General features: G+C 41.1%; 9 protein-coding genes. 5 read left to right on the top strand and 4 right to left on the bottom strand.

Annotated features, from left to right (window positions below; translation table 11 throughout):
• Positions 1 to 209: 209 nt before the first annotated feature.
• Positions 210 to 3,215, top strand: a complete 3,006-nt coding sequence (gene ccsA / locus Q0954_RS14465) for a cytochrome c biogenesis protein CcsA (protein ID WP_299458030.1) — start codon at positions 210 to 212, stop codon at positions 3,213 to 3,215.
• A gap of 113 nt (positions 3,216 to 3,328) precedes the next feature.
• Here the strand turns inward: ccsA and Q0954_RS14460 are convergent, their stop codons facing one another.
• From Q0954_RS14460 to Q0954_RS14445, 4 genes are all read right to left on the bottom strand, one after another.
• Positions 3,329 to 3,541, bottom strand: a complete 213-nt coding sequence (locus Q0954_RS14460; RefSeq protein ID WP_299458028.1) for a hypothetical protein — start codon at positions 3,539 to 3,541, stop codon at positions 3,329 to 3,331.
• A 185-nt stretch (positions 3,542 to 3,726) separates the two neighbouring features.
• Positions 3,727 to 5,022: an aminotransferase class V-fold PLP-dependent enzyme gene (locus Q0954_RS14455; protein ID WP_299458025.1), complete on the bottom strand. Its 1,296-nt coding sequence runs from the start codon at positions 5,020 to 5,022 to the stop codon at positions 3,727 to 3,729.
• A 773-nt stretch (positions 5,023 to 5,795) separates the two neighbouring features.
• Positions 5,796 to 7,088 carry an aminotransferase class I/II-fold pyridoxal phosphate-dependent enzyme gene (locus tag Q0954_RS14450; RefSeq protein ID WP_299458022.1) on the bottom strand — a complete coding sequence of 431 codons (1,293 nt, stop codon included), beginning with the start codon at positions 7,086 to 7,088 and terminating at the stop codon, positions 5,796 to 5,798.
• 703 nt (positions 7,089 to 7,791) lie between these two features.
• A complete protein-coding gene (locus tag Q0954_RS14445; RefSeq protein WP_299458019.1) occupies positions 7,792 to 8,316 on the bottom strand; it encodes a DinB family protein in 525 nt (174 codons plus the stop codon).
• A gap of 485 nt (positions 8,317 to 8,801) precedes the next feature.
• On the opposite strand from Q0954_RS14445, the gene Q0954_RS14440 reads away from it, so the two are divergent.
• The 4 genes from Q0954_RS14440 (at position 8,802) to Q0954_RS14425 (ending at position 17,400) form a co-directional block, all read left to right on the top strand.
• A complete protein-coding gene (locus Q0954_RS14440) occupies positions 8,802 to 9,419 on the top strand; it encodes a class I SAM-dependent methyltransferase (RefSeq protein WP_299458016.1) in 618 nt (205 codons plus the stop codon).
• Between the two features lie 1,001 nt (positions 9,420 to 10,420).
• The gene (locus Q0954_RS14435; RefSeq protein WP_299458014.1) at positions 10,421 to 14,158 is read left to right on the top strand and encodes a gliding motility-associated C-terminal domain-containing protein; all 3,738 of its coding nucleotides are present in this window, start codon (positions 10,421 to 10,423) and stop codon (positions 14,156 to 14,158) included.
• Between the two features lie 130 nt (positions 14,159 to 14,288).
• Complete coding sequence (locus tag Q0954_RS14430; protein ID WP_299458012.1) at positions 14,289 to 15,830, top strand: PorP/SprF family type IX secretion system membrane protein; 1,542 nt, start codon at positions 14,289 to 14,291, stop codon at positions 15,828 to 15,830.
• An 85-nt stretch (positions 15,831 to 15,915) separates the two neighbouring features.
• Positions 15,916 to 17,400 (top strand): VCBS repeat-containing protein, encoded by a 1,485-nt coding sequence (locus Q0954_RS14425; protein WP_299458009.1) that lies wholly within the window; start codon positions 15,916 to 15,918, stop codon positions 17,398 to 17,400.
• Positions 17,401 to 17,563 lie beyond the last annotated feature (163 nt).

Genomic DNA, 17,563 nt, shown 5'->3' with positions numbered 1-17,563 from the left:
ACCTGTTTATTGTAACAAATTTTGTAACAATTTATAGGTACAATGTGTTAGCCGCACTAAATACAACTTTAGCATAAAGACTTTTAATTAAAAAAGTTAGATTCTCAAATTTTTAGGTTGTAGTTTTGCCTTTATTTTGGTTTTAGGCTGATAATGCTTACTTCAAGGCATAGCTAAACCTCTGTTAAACAAGCAATTAAAGTGGCATAATGAATATACCAACATTAGTAGGAAGTTTAGGCGTGGGTAATTTAGGACACCTGTTTGTGATCGTTGCTTTTGTTTCGGCAATAGTAGCATCGTTGAGTTATTTTTTTGCGGCACAACTGCAAAAAAACGAACCTAATAATCAAACTCAACTCAAAATAGACAGTTGGAAAAGATTCGCCCGTATATTTTTTTATATACATGGCATAGCGGTTATGGGTACCGTATTTTGCCTTTTTTATATCATTTATAATCACCAATATCAATTTTATTACGTCTGGAATCACTCTGCCAATAGTTTGCCTGTTTACTATATGGTATCGGCATTTTGGGAGGGGCAAGAAGGTAGCTTTTTACTCTGGATATTTTGGCATGTGATATTAGGTGTGATACTTATCAGAGTAAATAAGTTTTGGGAAGCTCCCATGATGAGTGTATTTGCATTGGTGCAGGCTTTTCTGATGTCAATGATTTTGGGGGTAGTCATATTTGGTTCCAAATTGGGTAGCAACCCTTTTATCACCCTTTGGGATGCTGGCATTGTGCCCGATAGTAGTATGGTTCCCAAAGATGGTACTGGTTTGAATCCGCTATTACAAAATTATTGGATGGTGATCCACCCTCCCACCCTGTTTTTAGGTTTTGCGCTTACATTGGTGCCTTTTGCTTATGTAATTGCTGGTTTGTGGCAAGGCAAATACCAAGACTGGGTTCGTCCTGCTTTGCCTTGGGCGTCGGTAGGTGGTGCTATTCTTGGTGTGGGTATTCTTATGGGGGGTTATTGGGCATACGAAACCCTGAACTTTGGGGGGTACTGGAACTGGGACCCGGTAGAAAACGCCGTATATGTACCCTGGCTTATCCTTATTGCCTCATTACACACAATGATTGCTTTTAAAAGAAGTAATATTGCGCTGAAGGCTTCTATCATTCTCAACATTGCCACTTTCGTCTTAATTCTTTACTCTACCTTTCTTACTCGTAGTGGTATATTGGGCAATGCCTCGGTACACTCTTTTACAGACTTGGGGCTTTCGGGTCAATTACTTATCTATTTGCTCACCTTTGCCATCTTATCTATTATATTGGCAGCCCGTCATTGGCGACATATCCCCACTACTCAAGAAGAGCTAAAAACTTATTCTAAAGAATTTTGGATTTTTATTGGAGCACTTACCTTATGTCTGGCAGGTTTTCAGGTAATCATTTCTACGTCATTGCCTGTGTTTAACAAAATAGCCGAAGCTTTTGGTTTTACTTCCAATCTGGCACCTCCTGAGCCCGACCACTACAACAAGTTTCAAATTTGGGGGGGAGTTTTAGTTGCCATATTTTCAGGAATTGGGCAATTTTTATGGTGGCAAAAACCTGACAGAGCCAAGATCAAAAACGACTTGCTTGTGAGCCTCACCATTACTTTTTTGTTTGCCTCGTTGTTTATCATTATTGCCCGAAGCACCGGAGTAGGGCTTGTGATGGAACCTTCGGCAACAGTAAGGGCCAAAGAGTCTATTTTTGCTAAATTGGTTTCTGGTCAAAGTCTGCGTTTTTATACTTACCTCCTACTTTTTACTGCGGGTATATTTTCTATTGTATCCAACATCACGGTATTGGGGCGTTTGCTCAAAGCACGCAGTTATAAACTTTCGGGAGGAGCCATTGCTCATATAGGCATTGCCATGATGTTGATCGGAATGCTGTTTTCGGCGGGATACTCGAACACCCTGACCAAAAACCTCACAGGAAAACTAAGAACCAAAAAGAATGACAAGGCATCGCAAGACTTTAATAAGAACCACGTAACCCTTTACCTAAATCAACCTACTCCTATCAAAGGTTATCAGGTAACCTATAAGGGCAATTATGCCGATGTAAAGGGGTTTCCTGAATATGTCAAACAAACTAACTTGTTTCCTATAGATGTAGACAAGGCATTGGCCAGAGAAAACCTGAGCTACAAAGGCAAGCTTTTCTTTGAAGAGGGCGACACGGTGAGCATTCACCCACAAAACGTATATTATCGTTTAGACTACCGCGATGAAAAGGGGAAAATGTTTACCATGTATCCTAAGGTACAGTTTAGCTCTGCCGAAAATGCGGCCGCTTCGCCTGATATTCACCGCGAACTAAACCGCGATTTATATACTTATTTGTCTAACATTTACCCTGATCCTTTTAAGGGGCGTGACTGGAAGCCTTTGCAAAAAATGAAGGCAAAGGTGAAAGATACCTTATACATCAACGATTACATTGCAGTGTTTGACGGAACCACTGAAATGAATACCAAAGAATTGGCGCCATTCAGAAAAGTAAACAAGGATAACTCGGTGCCAGATGTAGGTATAAGAACCATACTAAGTGTATTGGACAAAGACAAAAAAACGTACTCGGTTGCCCCATTATATGTAATTGCGGGCAAACAAATCAATAACCCAAGCGATGTAGTAGAAGCGTTGGGGCTTGAAGTAGCCATCCAGAAGATTAACCCCAAGACAAGTGAGTTTACTTTTGGCATAAGAAACAGTGACTCTAGCAATGCCCAAAGCACTTTGCCAGTAATGCTCAATGCCAAAGTAAAAGACACGATAAGTTTCAACAATTATAAAATTGTGTTTGACAAAGTGGCTAACCTCTCTCCTAAAGAAATCAAACAATTAACCGGAGCCAAGGGTATCAAAGCCAATATTACGGTGTTGGGCAAAGGTTTTAAACCTTATAAAATGTCTCCTTCTTATATAATGGTAGGCGGCAAGGTAGGTAAAATGCAGGATGTATCTTCTGAGTTGGGGATAAGGATGTTTATTGATAAAATAGATGCCGAAACCGGAGAGTTTACATTTGGTATCAATACTACTGACCGCAAAGACCATGTAGTAATGAAGACCATGGCCAAGCCATTGATTAATGTGTTGTGGCTGGGTACTTTTGTGCTGGTGTTTGGTTTTGGTATTGCTACTCGTCGTCGTTATGTAGAGTTTAAGAAGATGCGAGACAAGGGAATGGAGTAATCGATACAAGATTATGAGTTCAACAATGAATTTGTGCACTAAAAAAAACACCTGTCATAAACATTATGACAGGTGTTTGCACCTTAACTAAGCTGTTACTAACGTATAAAATTTTAATCTATTTTTTGAGCACCATTTGTGTGCTTCAATGTCTTGACTTTGGCTACCTCATAGGTAGCTTTTTTTATTGATAAATGCTGGTTTGACAGGTGTGGGGTAGTTTTTTTGTCTTTGATCCATTCTGCTGCCAGTAGCATCGTAAACATTAACAAAACTCCCGCAATAGCTCTTAATAAATGATTGATAGTGGTAGGTTGTATGTTCATATCTTTTTTGCCTGTGTTCTACATAAAAGAGTAAAAGTGCTACTTTTTGTACCCTAAAAAAATTATTTTTTTTCGCTCTATGTCAAACTTAAAACATAAGAAACTGATAATCAGACTTTTACTCTTACACATAAAAAAACCAGCGATCAAGCTGGCTCCTTCTATGGTCATTTGCTTTAAAAATATTATTTCTTAGCCACCTCTTGCATTGCCTTTATCAAACGGTCAAGGTCGCGGGTGGTGGTAAAAACATTGGGGCTGACCCTGATGCCTTTTACCTGAGGCAAGTTTACCTTAAGCGCATGGATGCGGTATTTGCTGCTTAGCAAAAGTAACAAATCATAAGAATCCATTTTATTATAACTAAAATGCGCCACTCCACAAGATCTTTCTGCGGCTTCGGGAGTATTGATTTGTACACCAGGCAAATCTTTGATGCCTTTGATCCAGTAGTTTTTCAAATACCTTAAACGTTTCTCTTTGAGGGCACCGCCTATGTGATGGTGAAAATCGATGGCACTGCTTATGCCAAGTTGAGCCGCTGTCATGATGGTGCCTACGTGCTCAAATTTACCTATGTTATCGCTGGTAGGGTCAGGGGCACCATACAGAGGGTATACTTTAGATACACTGTTTTTGCGCCCATAAAGCATTCCAGTGCCAAACGGTGCACATAACCACTTGTGCAAACTGGTCGCAAAAAAATCGCAGCCCAGATCAGGGATATTAAAATCGAGATGGGCAAATGTTTGGGCACCATCTACCAAAGTCAACACGTTTTTTTCACGGGCAATGTCACAAATCTTTTTTACAGGCAATATCAACCCGGTCCAATTGATCATGTGGGTAATATTTATCAACCTGGTACGTGGGGTAATGGCCTTGGCAAACTGCGTAACAATTGCTGCTTCACTGCTTTCACCCAAGTCAAGATCGAGCCAAACCAGCTTTATTTTATCTCGTTTTGCCAGCTGCTCATAGGCTACTTTTACCGATGAATAATCTTGTTTGGTCAAAATAATCTCGTCGCCTGGTTGCAGGTTTAAGCCAAAAATAACGTGATACATAGCCATAATGGTATTTGCCTGCAGCGCTATATCGTTGCTATTACAACCCGCCAAATCAGCCAGTTTTTGTTTGACAATCACCAAATTCTGGCGCAACATCCTGTTGGCATAATAAGTAGGGGCATCATTGACCATTTTGTTGTAGTTTTCTACGGTTTGTTGTACCCCCTTGGGCTGCGGACACAGTCCTGCACTATTGAGATAAAGCAAGTTAGATGAGACACTAAAAGCCTGTTTTATTTGTTGCCAGAGTTTTTCGTTGGTTACGGCTACCTCTTCGGGCAATGACTTAAACTGTTGCCAGGTGTCTTGCAGGGCCGCAGCATCGGCTTTTCCAGACAGGCTTGCTAAAGAAAAAGTACTCAGTGTGGCAGTTAGACGTTTGATAAAATTTCTTCTGTTTTTATTATTCATGGCTTTTATGGAAGTATACCTTCTCTTTTGGTTTATCAGGGTAAAGGGCGTATATAAAATGCCAAAATACACAGAGTACCCAATAAAGTATACCAACAAGCCAAGTTTTGTCAGGTTTTTTTATCTAACTGATGTTACGCATTGAAGTCTAAGACTGTTTATTTTAATTGTTTTATGGTTTTATTGCTCTATGGTTGCGCAAAGCGTTGCATAATCACACGCTATTAAAACAACAAATCAAATATGCATAACTTGAGTTATCTAAGTAGCGGTAAGTAGTGCATTGGGGATTAAATAAGTTGCCTATTAATTTGGATGAATTTTGTTTTCTGACGAGTCGTAAAAATGGCGGATAGCCATAGCTATCTAACTTTTTTACGAGGAAGTCAGGGGACAAAAGTCGCCAAAGAATATGTGAGTAACTTAGTACCCAATGTAGTAGTTAGCTATAAGTAAGGGTAACTCACTCATAATATGGCTGTTATAACTACTCATTGTAACTTCTTAATAGCTATAAGTAACTAATAATCAATGCCTTATAGTAAGAAAAAATCATTACATAAACCTTTTTTAAAACAGTGTTTTTTTTATAAAGCTAATTATCAGTTTTTTACAAAAAATGAATTTAATAAGTTTTTGTAAAAAAGAATAAATACGGTATTGTAAATACCTGATAGACAGTTAAATAGCACCTATTGAGAAGTTATTACTCACTAAATATATTTAATTCTGCCTTGGTACTTACCAAATATTCTTGGTGTTTTATAAGTTTATTACAGCTGTTTGAGCCAATCAATCAAGCGGCTAATCCCTGTTACTACCAAAGCACAATGTTGTGCCAGAAACTCTGCATCCAAAGGTTGATCCAGCGGCACTTTTTTGCTGGCAAGCAAAGCTTTTTCTCCGTCAAAATTGACATAAGCCATTCTTAAATTTAACTCATGTTTAGAGCGTCCAAAGGAGCTTCCTGGCAAAGCGGCTACTCCTGTATCTTCAAGAATACGCTCGCACAACTCTGTACTACTCTTAATGTTTATCTTAAGCAAGGCTTGGCGGTAATGCTCAAAGTCAGGAAAAATATAAAAAGCGCCCTCTACCGGGTGAATGCGCACTTTGGCATCTTGCAATTGTTGTACAATCCACTTGCCCAAGGCATTGAGTATCCGACGCGAATGCAGCAAATACTCATTGATTTCGTCGCCTCCCCTAAACGCCACTACCGAGGCATATTGAATAGGGGCAGATACAGACGTGTAGGTTTCGCTTGCTACTACTACCAAGGCATCGAGCAACCAACGTAAACTTGCCGGAAACGAGAAAGTTCCCAAACGCCACCCTCCAGCTCCACACCATTTAGACAAGCCTGAACTGATAATGGTACCCTCTGGGTAATAACGTGCGATAGATATATGCTTGCCTTGATGGTTGGTTTGTCCATAGATTTCGTCAGATAATATGATGATGTTGTATTTGCGGGCTACTTCGGCTATTTGCATCAATTCTTCTACCGTATTGCCATCGCCATAGGGGTTAGAAGGGTAATTCAAAATTAACAACCGGGGTTTATCCACGTCATTTTCTTCCATACACTGGGCTTCCAGGGCTTGAGGCGAAAGTGTCCAGCGGTTTTTATAGGCGGTTTCTATCATGGTTACTTTCCGTCCTATGATTTTTGCCTGAGGGATATAGGAAACCCAACAAGGAGCAGGAATGAGAATGTCGCCATAAAAAGCCAGCTGTAGTAAAAACATTAATTCTTTAGACCCGGGTCCAATCATCACATTCTCCTGTTGAATGTTTACATGGTCTTCGCGGCGGTGAAATTCTGCCACTGCTTCACGCAGTTGGGGCAGTCCTTGTACTGGTAGGTAGTCTTTTTCGTGGGCGTGTTTTTGTAGTGCATTGACTACACAGTGGGGCACTGGAAAGGGGGATTGTCCTAACCCAAATGAGTAAATTTCTCGTCCTGCTTTTTGTAACTCGGCTACTCGTTCGTTAATCGCCAAAGTTGCGGACTTGCCCAACCCCCTCACGTTGAGGTTAAGGCTTACATTTTGAATGCTCATGTTGCTTGTTTATTGACTGTTTATTTGGAACTACCACGATACTCCAGACACTAAAGATGTACAAGTTTTTTTTATAAGTAAACCTACAAAAATAATCTGAGCCATAAAACGGTATCTTTGCCGAGTGGACTTCCTCAAAAAACAGTTCCATAGCTTGGGCTATGCAAAGGTTTTTTGACTCGCCCACTCAACAAATATTTTGTTTTATTGGCACATCTTATTTTTTCCGCTTTACTAAAAGAATCTTTAGGAGAATATACCCCTGAAAACCATATTTCCGCCTCGCCTGCTCTTCTGAATCAAGTTCGAAACAGGCGAGTTTATCCTCGGAGGGCAGTGTCTGCACACCCGATCGAAACCTTGTGCTTTACAAGCTTCAGAGAGGTTTCTCACTTTTTATAAGAAAGCCCTATAAAGATGTAAAGCACTATTTCGTTTTTTACTCTTTTCCTGCTCTTAAAAATGCCTCATAAGACAACAGACGCTCTCTACTCTGAGAAGTGAAGTAAAAAGCAAAGTAGTGGCAAATTTAGGATACATTGAGTACCCAGAGCACTGGCTTTTTATTCCTGTTTGAGGTAAACAATCATTTATTATAATGAAAAATGGACAAATTATCCGCAAAAAATGCTATAATATATAGTAAAAATTAAAAGCAGTACCACCATCTCTCAACACTTCAGGGGTTTGTTCTATGCTTATACTACCACCCTACATAACGTGGGGGCTTAATCCCCTTCAGGCGAAGGTATACAACCAACTGAGCGCGGTGATGGGTCAGATGATCACGAATGAGGTAGTAAATGCCTTTTTTAGTCATGGCGACATTTTTGGCAAAAAACTTTACTGAGTGTCCAGCCTCTTTGTCCTTTAGTTTTTCTACCTGTTGGGTAATGGCATCAAACGCTTTGTTAAGCATCGACAAGGTTTCGGACTTAGACTTCCCTGTTTTTTTGAAGCCATCCAGAAAGTTGGCTTTTACTCCGGTTACATAGTACTGCAAAAACCCTATGTTGTTGGTAATGTGGGTGAGCTCTTCTTCAAAAGTTTTGGCGTCTTTGGTGGGTTTGTATTGATAAAACTTTTCGGGCATTGCTTCTGCCATTTTTATGGTATAGGTCTTGGCACGTTGCCACACCGGACCAAACTCTATAGCAAAATTGCTCTGGCTGTGTGCCGATACACCAGCTATACAAAATACAATGACGAGCAATAGACGGATATTCATAATAAATGATTAATTTTTGAATTCAGTAACTATACTTGGAACGGCATGGTTAACCGAAACCTGGTTATTCTAATGGTTGTCGTACCGATATACATCGGTATTCAAGCTCTCCGCTCATTGTTACGCTTCGCTTAATGGCTAAAATGGTTGCCCCGTTCTGCAACGGGATGCAAGCATGCGATGCGGCACAAAGATTGAAACCTAAAAACGGTTTTTTATCCCGTTCACAGTATAACAATAACGATTTTATTGCCTGAAGGAATGTTTTTATATTTGCAAATTAATGAATATTTGGAGGAGGGCAAACAAGGGAAGTAAAATTAGCCCTAAACACGAGGTAAGTCACCCTAAATACGCACTTTTTATAACTCTAAATATCTGATATTCAAGCTATTTAACCTATAACTGATTATGTGATTATTCCTGAAGCTTTTTTGTATATTTACCCACATAATCACAGTTTATGATAATTTTAACAAAAAACTATGCACCCTTCTCAACTTACCCAATTGTTAGGCAATATAGATATTTACCTGCTCGACCAAATACTCAAAGGGCGATTGATGCCTAAGATGCGGGTGCTAGATGCAGGTTGTGGCAGTGGGCGTAATCATGAATACTTGCTTAAAACTGGCTTCGATGTTTTTGGCATTGATCAATCACCTGAAGCCATCGAGTACCTACACAATAAAATATCTCAAGTGTTTCCTGATCTTCTCCTCACACAATTCGCAGTAGGAGATGTAGCCCAAATGCCTTATCCCAACGCTCATTTCGATTGGGTAATTAGTAGTGCAGTGTTGCATTTTGCCAAAAATGCGGCTCATTTTGAAGCAATGGTGGCTGAAATGATGCGGGTATTGAAACCTACTGGAGTTTTGTTTGCCCGCCTTGCCTCTGATATTGGCATTGGCAGTTTGATCACTCCCCTTGAAAACGGGTGGTATCACTTGCCTGACGGCAGCAGTCGCTTTTTGGTAACTGAGCTTCAGCTGATTGAAATGACTCAAAAAATGGATGCTCATTTTATCGAACCTATCAAAACTACCAACGTGCAAAACCTTCGGGCAATGACTACTTGGGTGATACAAAAAAATATATAATTCCTAGATGCTGATTTTAACTTCTTGCGAGTTTACTTCTATGAGTTTTTGCTTGTTTTTTTTCAATGCCAAAAAAATACTTCTATTTTATTATTTTTATTACACAAGCCCATTTTACTATAAAAAACCATTAAATATGGAAACTATAAAATATATTATCGCACAAATAAGTAATTACCCTTATGTTTTAAGGGTAAAATGTACTTATTAACCAACCTCACAACCACCAATTAATTTGAATGACGGGTGCTTTTTTCCAATTCTTACACTTCTCATTTACTCCCAAAGCTCCACTCAAACAAGTTTTACTTACCTTCGCATTCTCCAATCATTCGCGTGGCTTATTGCAGAAATGCCAGCTGCAGATACTACTGTATTTTGTACGTAGAAATACTTGTTTTTAAGTCAAAACAAGTATTTAACTTGCTGTAAATGAATACATATACTACATTCGCAGCAAGTTTAACACAAGCTTAGTTATGATCAATTTAGTAAACTTCCAAAATCAGCTGTTGCCTGGCATATAAGAATACAGGCCAGGAAAAAACATAAGCAAAAGACGAGTAACTCCGAATTATTATGAAGCTTCGAAAAATAGTTTAATTCAGCAGCAACAAGCATCTATTGTCCTTCATCATTCAAAAACAGTCATTCACCTAAGTTTTTAAACATTTCACCTAAAAAAAGCTCATAAAAGCAAAATGAAAAATAAAAATTACACCAGAAAATAGCACCTAAAATCTAAACTGCAACAATTTCAAACATTGATTTAAAGCAAAAAATGTGGTGTCAGGTAGAATGACTTCCTGAAATAGTTTGAAATATTTTTAGATTTCACATTCTACTATGTTTGCCACCCGAAAAATATTTTTCAACTAACAACAGGTATTTTACAAAGGTCTGATGCTACTCATTATGAGGGAATATTGACCTCTAAAACACGAACTTATTCACATAGCATTTAAAAATAAAACTGCTTAAATTAATTTATTTATTGGATCATGAGACAACATTTTACTATTATACCAGCCACTACAAAACAGGCAATGCGCTGGTACGCTCAACAACACCTTACCCTACACCTACTATTGCTTTTATTTTTGGGTTTGGCACAATTAGCCAACGCTCAAGAGGGTACCAAACAATTGATGCCCAACGCTACCGACCGTTTATACATTAGAATAGACCCATTTGCCAAGTATGGGGCCAATACGCAACAGAGGCTGAATATTTACCTGAACGTAGGTGAAAAAATGCACTTTGGTATGAAGCTGCGCAATGGCACTGGAGTAAAGTTTAGAATACAAGATGCAGGTGATAACGTTGTGTTTCCCGAAACCTCGGTACCTACTTCGGCGGGCACAGGTTATATTGACAGTTACACCGAGGCGGTGTCTGGCCCTAATGGGGTAAAGCTCAATGGTAGCACCGTTGCCAGTGGGTACGCTACGCCCTTTGTATATACAGCGACTTCGTCTGGTAATCATTACATAGAATTTACGGGGGATAATAACGCAGAACTGTCCTACCTTGACGTAACCGTTACTGACGCTGCCAATAACATTATCACCAACCCCGATGACCCCAACCGATCGGCAGGGCGTTTGTGGTCTCAGCAATGGAGCCTTTCTACTACTAGTTTTACTAATTTTCCGGTCAATGCCGAGTTTTATGTATTTACTGCTGACGAGTTTGTAAATAAAGTGAAGTATGAAATGAAGCCCAATGTCTTTGATTTTGTTGCCAACTCGTTTGGTACTGCGCTTACGGGTGAACAAATTGTAAGACAGCAAAGCCAGGAGGGAAATGTATTGGGCTCTACCAATATAGGTGAGTATAAAATATTTTTGAATGATCCCGACCAAGCTGCTTTCCCTACCAATAACATCCCACCTCCAGTAGTAAAAGCCTGGCTTGACAACACCCAACTTTATGACTACGACTATAACCGCTCTCCTCAACAACTTGACTTAAGCGCCAACAAACCAACCATTACCCGAAACGCAGGTACTTGTCCCGACCCAAGTTCGGCTACCTTTACAGTAGAATCCAATGTTTCTGGAAAAGCTACTATTTTGATTGATGCCAACGGCGATGGTTTTGTAGTGGGTACGAATGACCGTGCCTTGTATATGGACATTACGCCTGGAGTAAACAAGTTGGTATGGGACTTAAAAGATGCCAATGGCACCTTACTTACTGATGGTAACTTTACTGCTTCGGGTACTTTTCTTGCCCGTGGTCCTGCTCACTTCCCGCTCTACGATGTAGAGTCTTTGAGTAGTATTACTACATCTTCGATAAGACCTTATAGCAGACTAAATCCTACGCTTTACTGGGACGACTCTAATATTAGCGATTGGGCAGATAAGTCGGGAACCAATGCAATGGCGGTAACTAAACAAAGTCAGTTGGTGATCAACGCTAACACGCCAAGGGTTTGGACTTATAGCAGCAATAACAGCGAAAATAACAATGGAAATAAAAATACGATGAACTCCTGGTTCAATGCCATTGACCTGGGGCTTGCCGGATTTGACTTTACCATTGTGACCAGTACATCGCAATGTAATAACGGATCTTTGCCGGTAGTGAGTGATATTCAAAAATCAGGGGTAAAAAATGCCGACATCACCTTTGCAAACACTGATTTTACCAACAAATACTCTGACCCTGGCAATGTAGTCTTAAACAAGATCAAGATATTGTCTTTACCTTCTGGTACTGAGGGCGTGCTTAAGTTAAACGGGATAGCCATTACCCTCAATCAAGAAATTAATGCTGCCGATTTAGGCAATATTACTTTTACTCCAGTGAATAATTTTACAGGAAATGTGTCGATTGCCTGGAACGGAAGCAACGGGAGTGATTTTGCTACCCAACCAGCCAACATCCATATTGCCATTAACACCGCACCCAATATTTCTAACATTGGCAATCAGGTGGTTTGTACTGACAATGCGACCTCAATCATTAACTTTACGGTAGGCGATGCCGAAACTGCGGCTGGTTCGCTTACGGTAAGTGCTTCATCAAGCAACCTTGCCATTGTGCCTGTAGCAAACATTGTATTGGGTGGAGCAGGCGCTAACCGTACCATTACTGTTACCCCTGCCAGTGGGCAAAGTGGCTCCTCTACTATTACGGTATTTGTAAGCGATGGCAACAGCAGCAGCAGTACTTCTTTTATCGTAACGGCTGGTCCTTCGTCTAACTTTGCCGGATCTACCAGTGCTTGTGTAGGCAGTGCCTTAAACCTTACAGCAGAAGAAACAGGAGCGACCTCTTATAGCTGGAAAAAAGAGGGAGTGGAAGTAGCCAATACGCAAACTTTTTCAATTGCCAGTATGGCTGTTGCCAATGAAGGAACCTACACCCTTACCGTAGTCAAAAACGGTTGTACAAGTAGTAAAACATTTCAGGTAAGTATATTCCCTCACGTAAGCTTTACCGGAACCACCAACGTGTGTATAGGTGGTACACTTACCCTTGTTGCTGACGAAACTGTCGCCACCTCGTATAGTTGGAAAAAAGGAGGAGTGGAAGTAAGTCAATCACAAACCCTGACCATCAACAATATACAAGCTGCCAATGCCGGAGCAGACTATACGCTTACTATTGAAAAAGAAGGTTGTACTAATACATCTCCTGCCTTTACTGTTTCACTAAATGGTCCTACAATTAATATTATCAATGGAGCCAAAGTCTCTTTTTGTGGCGCTAGTGGGGTACTTACTGCTACTGCTCTAACCGGGGCTACTTATCAATGGAAAAAAGAGGGAGCCAACATTGGCACCAATAGCCACCAGCTCACGGTAACCGAAGCAGGCAGCTATACAGTAACAGTGTCTACAGGTGGTAGTTGTACAAAAACTTCAGAAGCAAGCATAGTTACCTTCAATCAAATAAACTCATCGGTAACGATTGCTTCTAACGCAGACAATAATGCGGTGTGTGCCGGACAAAGCATTGCCTTTGCTGCCACCCCGGTAAACGGAGGCACCAATCCTACCTACCAATGGCGCATCAATGGCAACAATGTAGTAGGTGCTACCCAAAGTTCTTTTACCTCCAATGCGCTCAGTCATAACGACGCCATTACTGTAGTAATGCAAGCCAATATAAGCTGTCCCCAAACAGTAAATTCCAATGAAGTATTGGTCACCATTAATGCACTGCCCACTATCACTTTTGCGACTAATAGTACCACTATTGGCAATAATGAAGTAACGATTACCGAAGGTGAAAGTATTGCTATTGACCTCACCGGAGCAGCTACTTACATCTGGACTCCAGTTACGGGCATTAGCTCTCAGTCAGCCAATGGTGCTCAGGTAGTGTTGGCACCTACCACTACTACTACTTATGTGGTAACTGCGACGAGTGCTGCCGGATGTCAGGGCGCGGCACCTTCCAGCCTAAAGGTGATAGTGAACCCTAAGACCGATATATTTATTCCTTCGCTGTTTTCACCCAATGGAGATGGTCAAAACGATCGCTTTATTGTAAGGGGTACAGGCATTCAAAGGATTACTTTCAGGGTATTTGACCGTTCAGGACACTTGATTTATGAAACCAATTCGGTAGATGAAGCAACCACCACAGGCTGGGACGGTACCAAAGATGGGGTAAATCAACCTATAGGTATGTATACCTGGAGCATCACTGGAGCATTTGTAGATGGACGGGAAATAAGCTTCAAGGGCGCCAAAGCCGGAAAAATTAATCTACTTAGATAAATCTATTTCAAACAGGGCGACATGCTATCAAGCTTGTTGCCCTTACTAAATATTAATTGCATAAGTAAAACAGTTTGTACTTGCTTGTGGCTTGAGGCCTATAGCTCACAACTTGAATGAAGTAATACAGATGAAAAATTTTACACAAAATTTTTGGGTAATCTGTGGTTTGTTGCTGGGGTTGCATACCCTGGGGCAGGCGCAAGATTTTAACATGACCCAATACCATTATACACCTTTGCTTACCAACCCGGCAAGGGCTGCGGCAAGCAACGATCGTCAGATTTTTTTGAACTACCGAAATCAGCCCAATGTGGCCGATGAAAACTACCGGTTTTTTATGGCTACCGGGGTATATCCTCTCATCAACAAAAACACCCAAAAAAGGTGGGGAGGGGTAGCCTTGGGCTTTGTCAATGACCAAAACGGTACTTTCCTTCACACCAATGGATTTACCGGGGCTTTTGCCTATAACCACGAGATTGGTTCACACTTTTTGGGCAAAAAAACTGATCAATATTATACCAAAAACTGGGGCAAGCATCACATTAGTTTTGGGGCACAAGGGGGTTATTTTCAGCGCTCTATTCGCTTTGACAACCTCACCACCGATGCGCAGTTTCAGGGGGGAACCGTAAACCCCAACGCCGGACTGGGTGAAAGTGCCGCCAACACCTCACAAAGCTATTTTTCGGCCAGTGCAGGTATGATGTGGCAAGCCGAAGATACCTTGGGCAACACCAAAGCTTTTTTGGGCATGTCGTTGTACAACATCAACGAACCTAACCAGTCGTTTTTCAACGAGGTAAAAGATGTCATCCGACGAAAGTTTACCATGACGGGGGGAATGAGGGTATGGGAAAACCGCAACTTTTCGGTGTTTCCTAACTTCAGATGGATCAACCGGACGGGAAACAACCAGATCAACGCGGGTGCCTGGGTTTTTGCCAGCCCTTTTATCCTGGGTCAAATCGCCCCTTATTTCAAAGATGCCAAAGTGGGCGTGGGTGCCTGGTACAACCTCAACAAGGCGATTATAGCATCGCTGGAGTTTCACAAACCTTCTTATTTTGTGGCCTTTAACTTTGATTGGCCAACCGCTCAATCGTCTACCATCTGGCAAGGACACAGCGTGTTTGAAATCACCGTAGGGTTTAAGTTTAAGCGCAAGCCTCTTAAAAAACCTCACTACGAAATCCCCCCCATCGACCCCGACTCTGGTATGAAGTTTAACCCTGAACCTCCAGGGGCTATTCCTATGGCCATGGTGCCTACCCCTCCCCCACCCAAAGAAAAACCGAAAACCAAGCCAGGGCTTGAAGATGGTGCTTTTCGCTTTAAGCTGGGCAGCGACGAGCTGGACGAAAAGTCGAAGGCTTTGCTTGATAGTGTAGCCCAAAAAATGATGGAGTTTCCAGAGGCAGAGATTGAGGTATCGGGACACACTTGTAACATTGGTACCAAAGCGGGTAACCTGAGGTTGTCTAAAAAACGTGCCGAGGCAGTGCGTAAATATTTGATGGAATACGATGGGATTGACCCCAAGCGAATTAAAACTGCCGGATATGCCGACAATCGTCCGCTGGTGCCCAACGTAAACGAGCCAAACCGTAAGAAAAACCGCAGGGTAGCATTTAAGATGAGATTTCCGGATCAATCGGACAGTAAGTAATTTTAAAAATCATATCAATACACCAGTGATTGATCAAAAATATTCTACAATGCTTTTGGTCAATCACTTACAAAGACGAAACTTAATGAAATATCTAAAATATTTTGCTTGCACCTTTGGGCTACTGGTGGGTATACAACAAGCCCAGGCTCAATTTAAAGAAATTAAAACCAACATTGTCAACCTTAAGTATAGTTCGGTTGCCTGGGGAGATCAGGACAATGACGGTGACCTGGATATATTTGTAATGGGGTGGGACGGTAAAAAACGGGTTACCCGCATTTATAATAATAACCAAGGGCAGTTTGAAGACATTGAGGCGAGTTTGCCAGGGGTAAACAGTGTAGCGTCGAACAACCTTGCCTGGACTGACCTGGACAACGACAATGACTTGGATTTGATGCTTACCGGGCAAGATGGGTTTAACCGAATTGCCAAGGTATTTAGCAATGAAGGTAGCAATTACTTTAAAGAAATGCCTCAAAAACTGGGGGGAGTATACGCCAGTACCGTAGTTTGGGGCGATTATGACAACGACGGCGACCTGGATTTGTTGATGGCAGGCAATACCAAAAGTGGGGGCAGAAAAACCCAAATATTCAGGAATGACAATGGCAAGCTGGTAAATATCAAGGCTAACTTGTTGGGGGTATCGCGCGGAACGGCTGCCTGGGGTGACTATGACAACGATGGTGACTTGGACATTTTGGTATCGGGCAGGTACCACCCTACCAAAAAGCTGGCAAAGTGCGTAATTTACCGTAACGACAATGGTCAATTTACTGATATTCAGGCAAACCTAATGGGTTTGTCGCGTGGCACAGCAGTGTGGGGCGACTATGACAATGACGGGGATTTAGATCTGTTGATGAGTGGGCTTGCCAGCAACCGTAAGCGAACCACACTACTGTATACAAACCACCAAGGCAAGTTTGTTGTAACCCAAACTCCACTGATACAGGTGTCGCGTAGTTCGCTTGCCTGGGGTGATTATGACAACGATGGTGACCTCGATATTTTGATTAATGGTATGGACAATCAGGGCAAAAGGTTGTCTAAGGTTTATCAAAACAATGGGGGTAACTTTCAAGATGCCAACGCTCAACTGATGGGCTTGTCGGCAGGCTCGGTGGCTTGGGGCGATTATGACAATGATGGTGACCTGGATATTTTGATGACAGGTGAAGATCAACATTTTAACCAACACACCAAAATATACCAAAATACCTTGGACAAGGGGAAAAATATCGCCATTGTACCTCCCTCAGACCTAGATGCTGAAGTAAATCACAAGGCTGTAAAATTAAAATGGAAAAAGGTGCAGGGTACTAAAGGGCTTACTTATAATATAAGAATTGGTACTGCTCCAGGCAAAAATGACCGACTATCGCCTATGGCAAATGCCCAGAGTGGTTTTAGGTTGGTGGCCAACAGTGGCAATGCCCAACACCATGATCATTGGGTGATTAAGAATTTGCCTCCAGGCAAATATTATTGGAGTGTACAAACGATTAACGGAGCTTTTAAAAGCTCTAAGTTTTCGGAAGAAAAATCTTTTATAGTGCAATAAAACTATAAGCAAAATAATCTGTAAAAAACCCCTGTATTACAAGTAATGCAGGGGTTTTTTATTGTTTTTTTTTACAAAAGCTATTTATAATCATAAAAATATCTCTATTAATTATATTACAAAACACCTCATGCCTTCTCTTTCCTGTTGTAAGTTATAAATA

This window comes from uncultured Microscilla sp. (assembly GCF_947493425.1).
Taxonomy (GTDB): Bacteria; Bacteroidota; Bacteroidia; order Cytophagales; family Microscillaceae; genus Microscilla.
The sequence above is the reverse complement of the archived record's forward strand: the minus strand, read 5'-3'. Positions and strand labels throughout refer to the sequence as shown.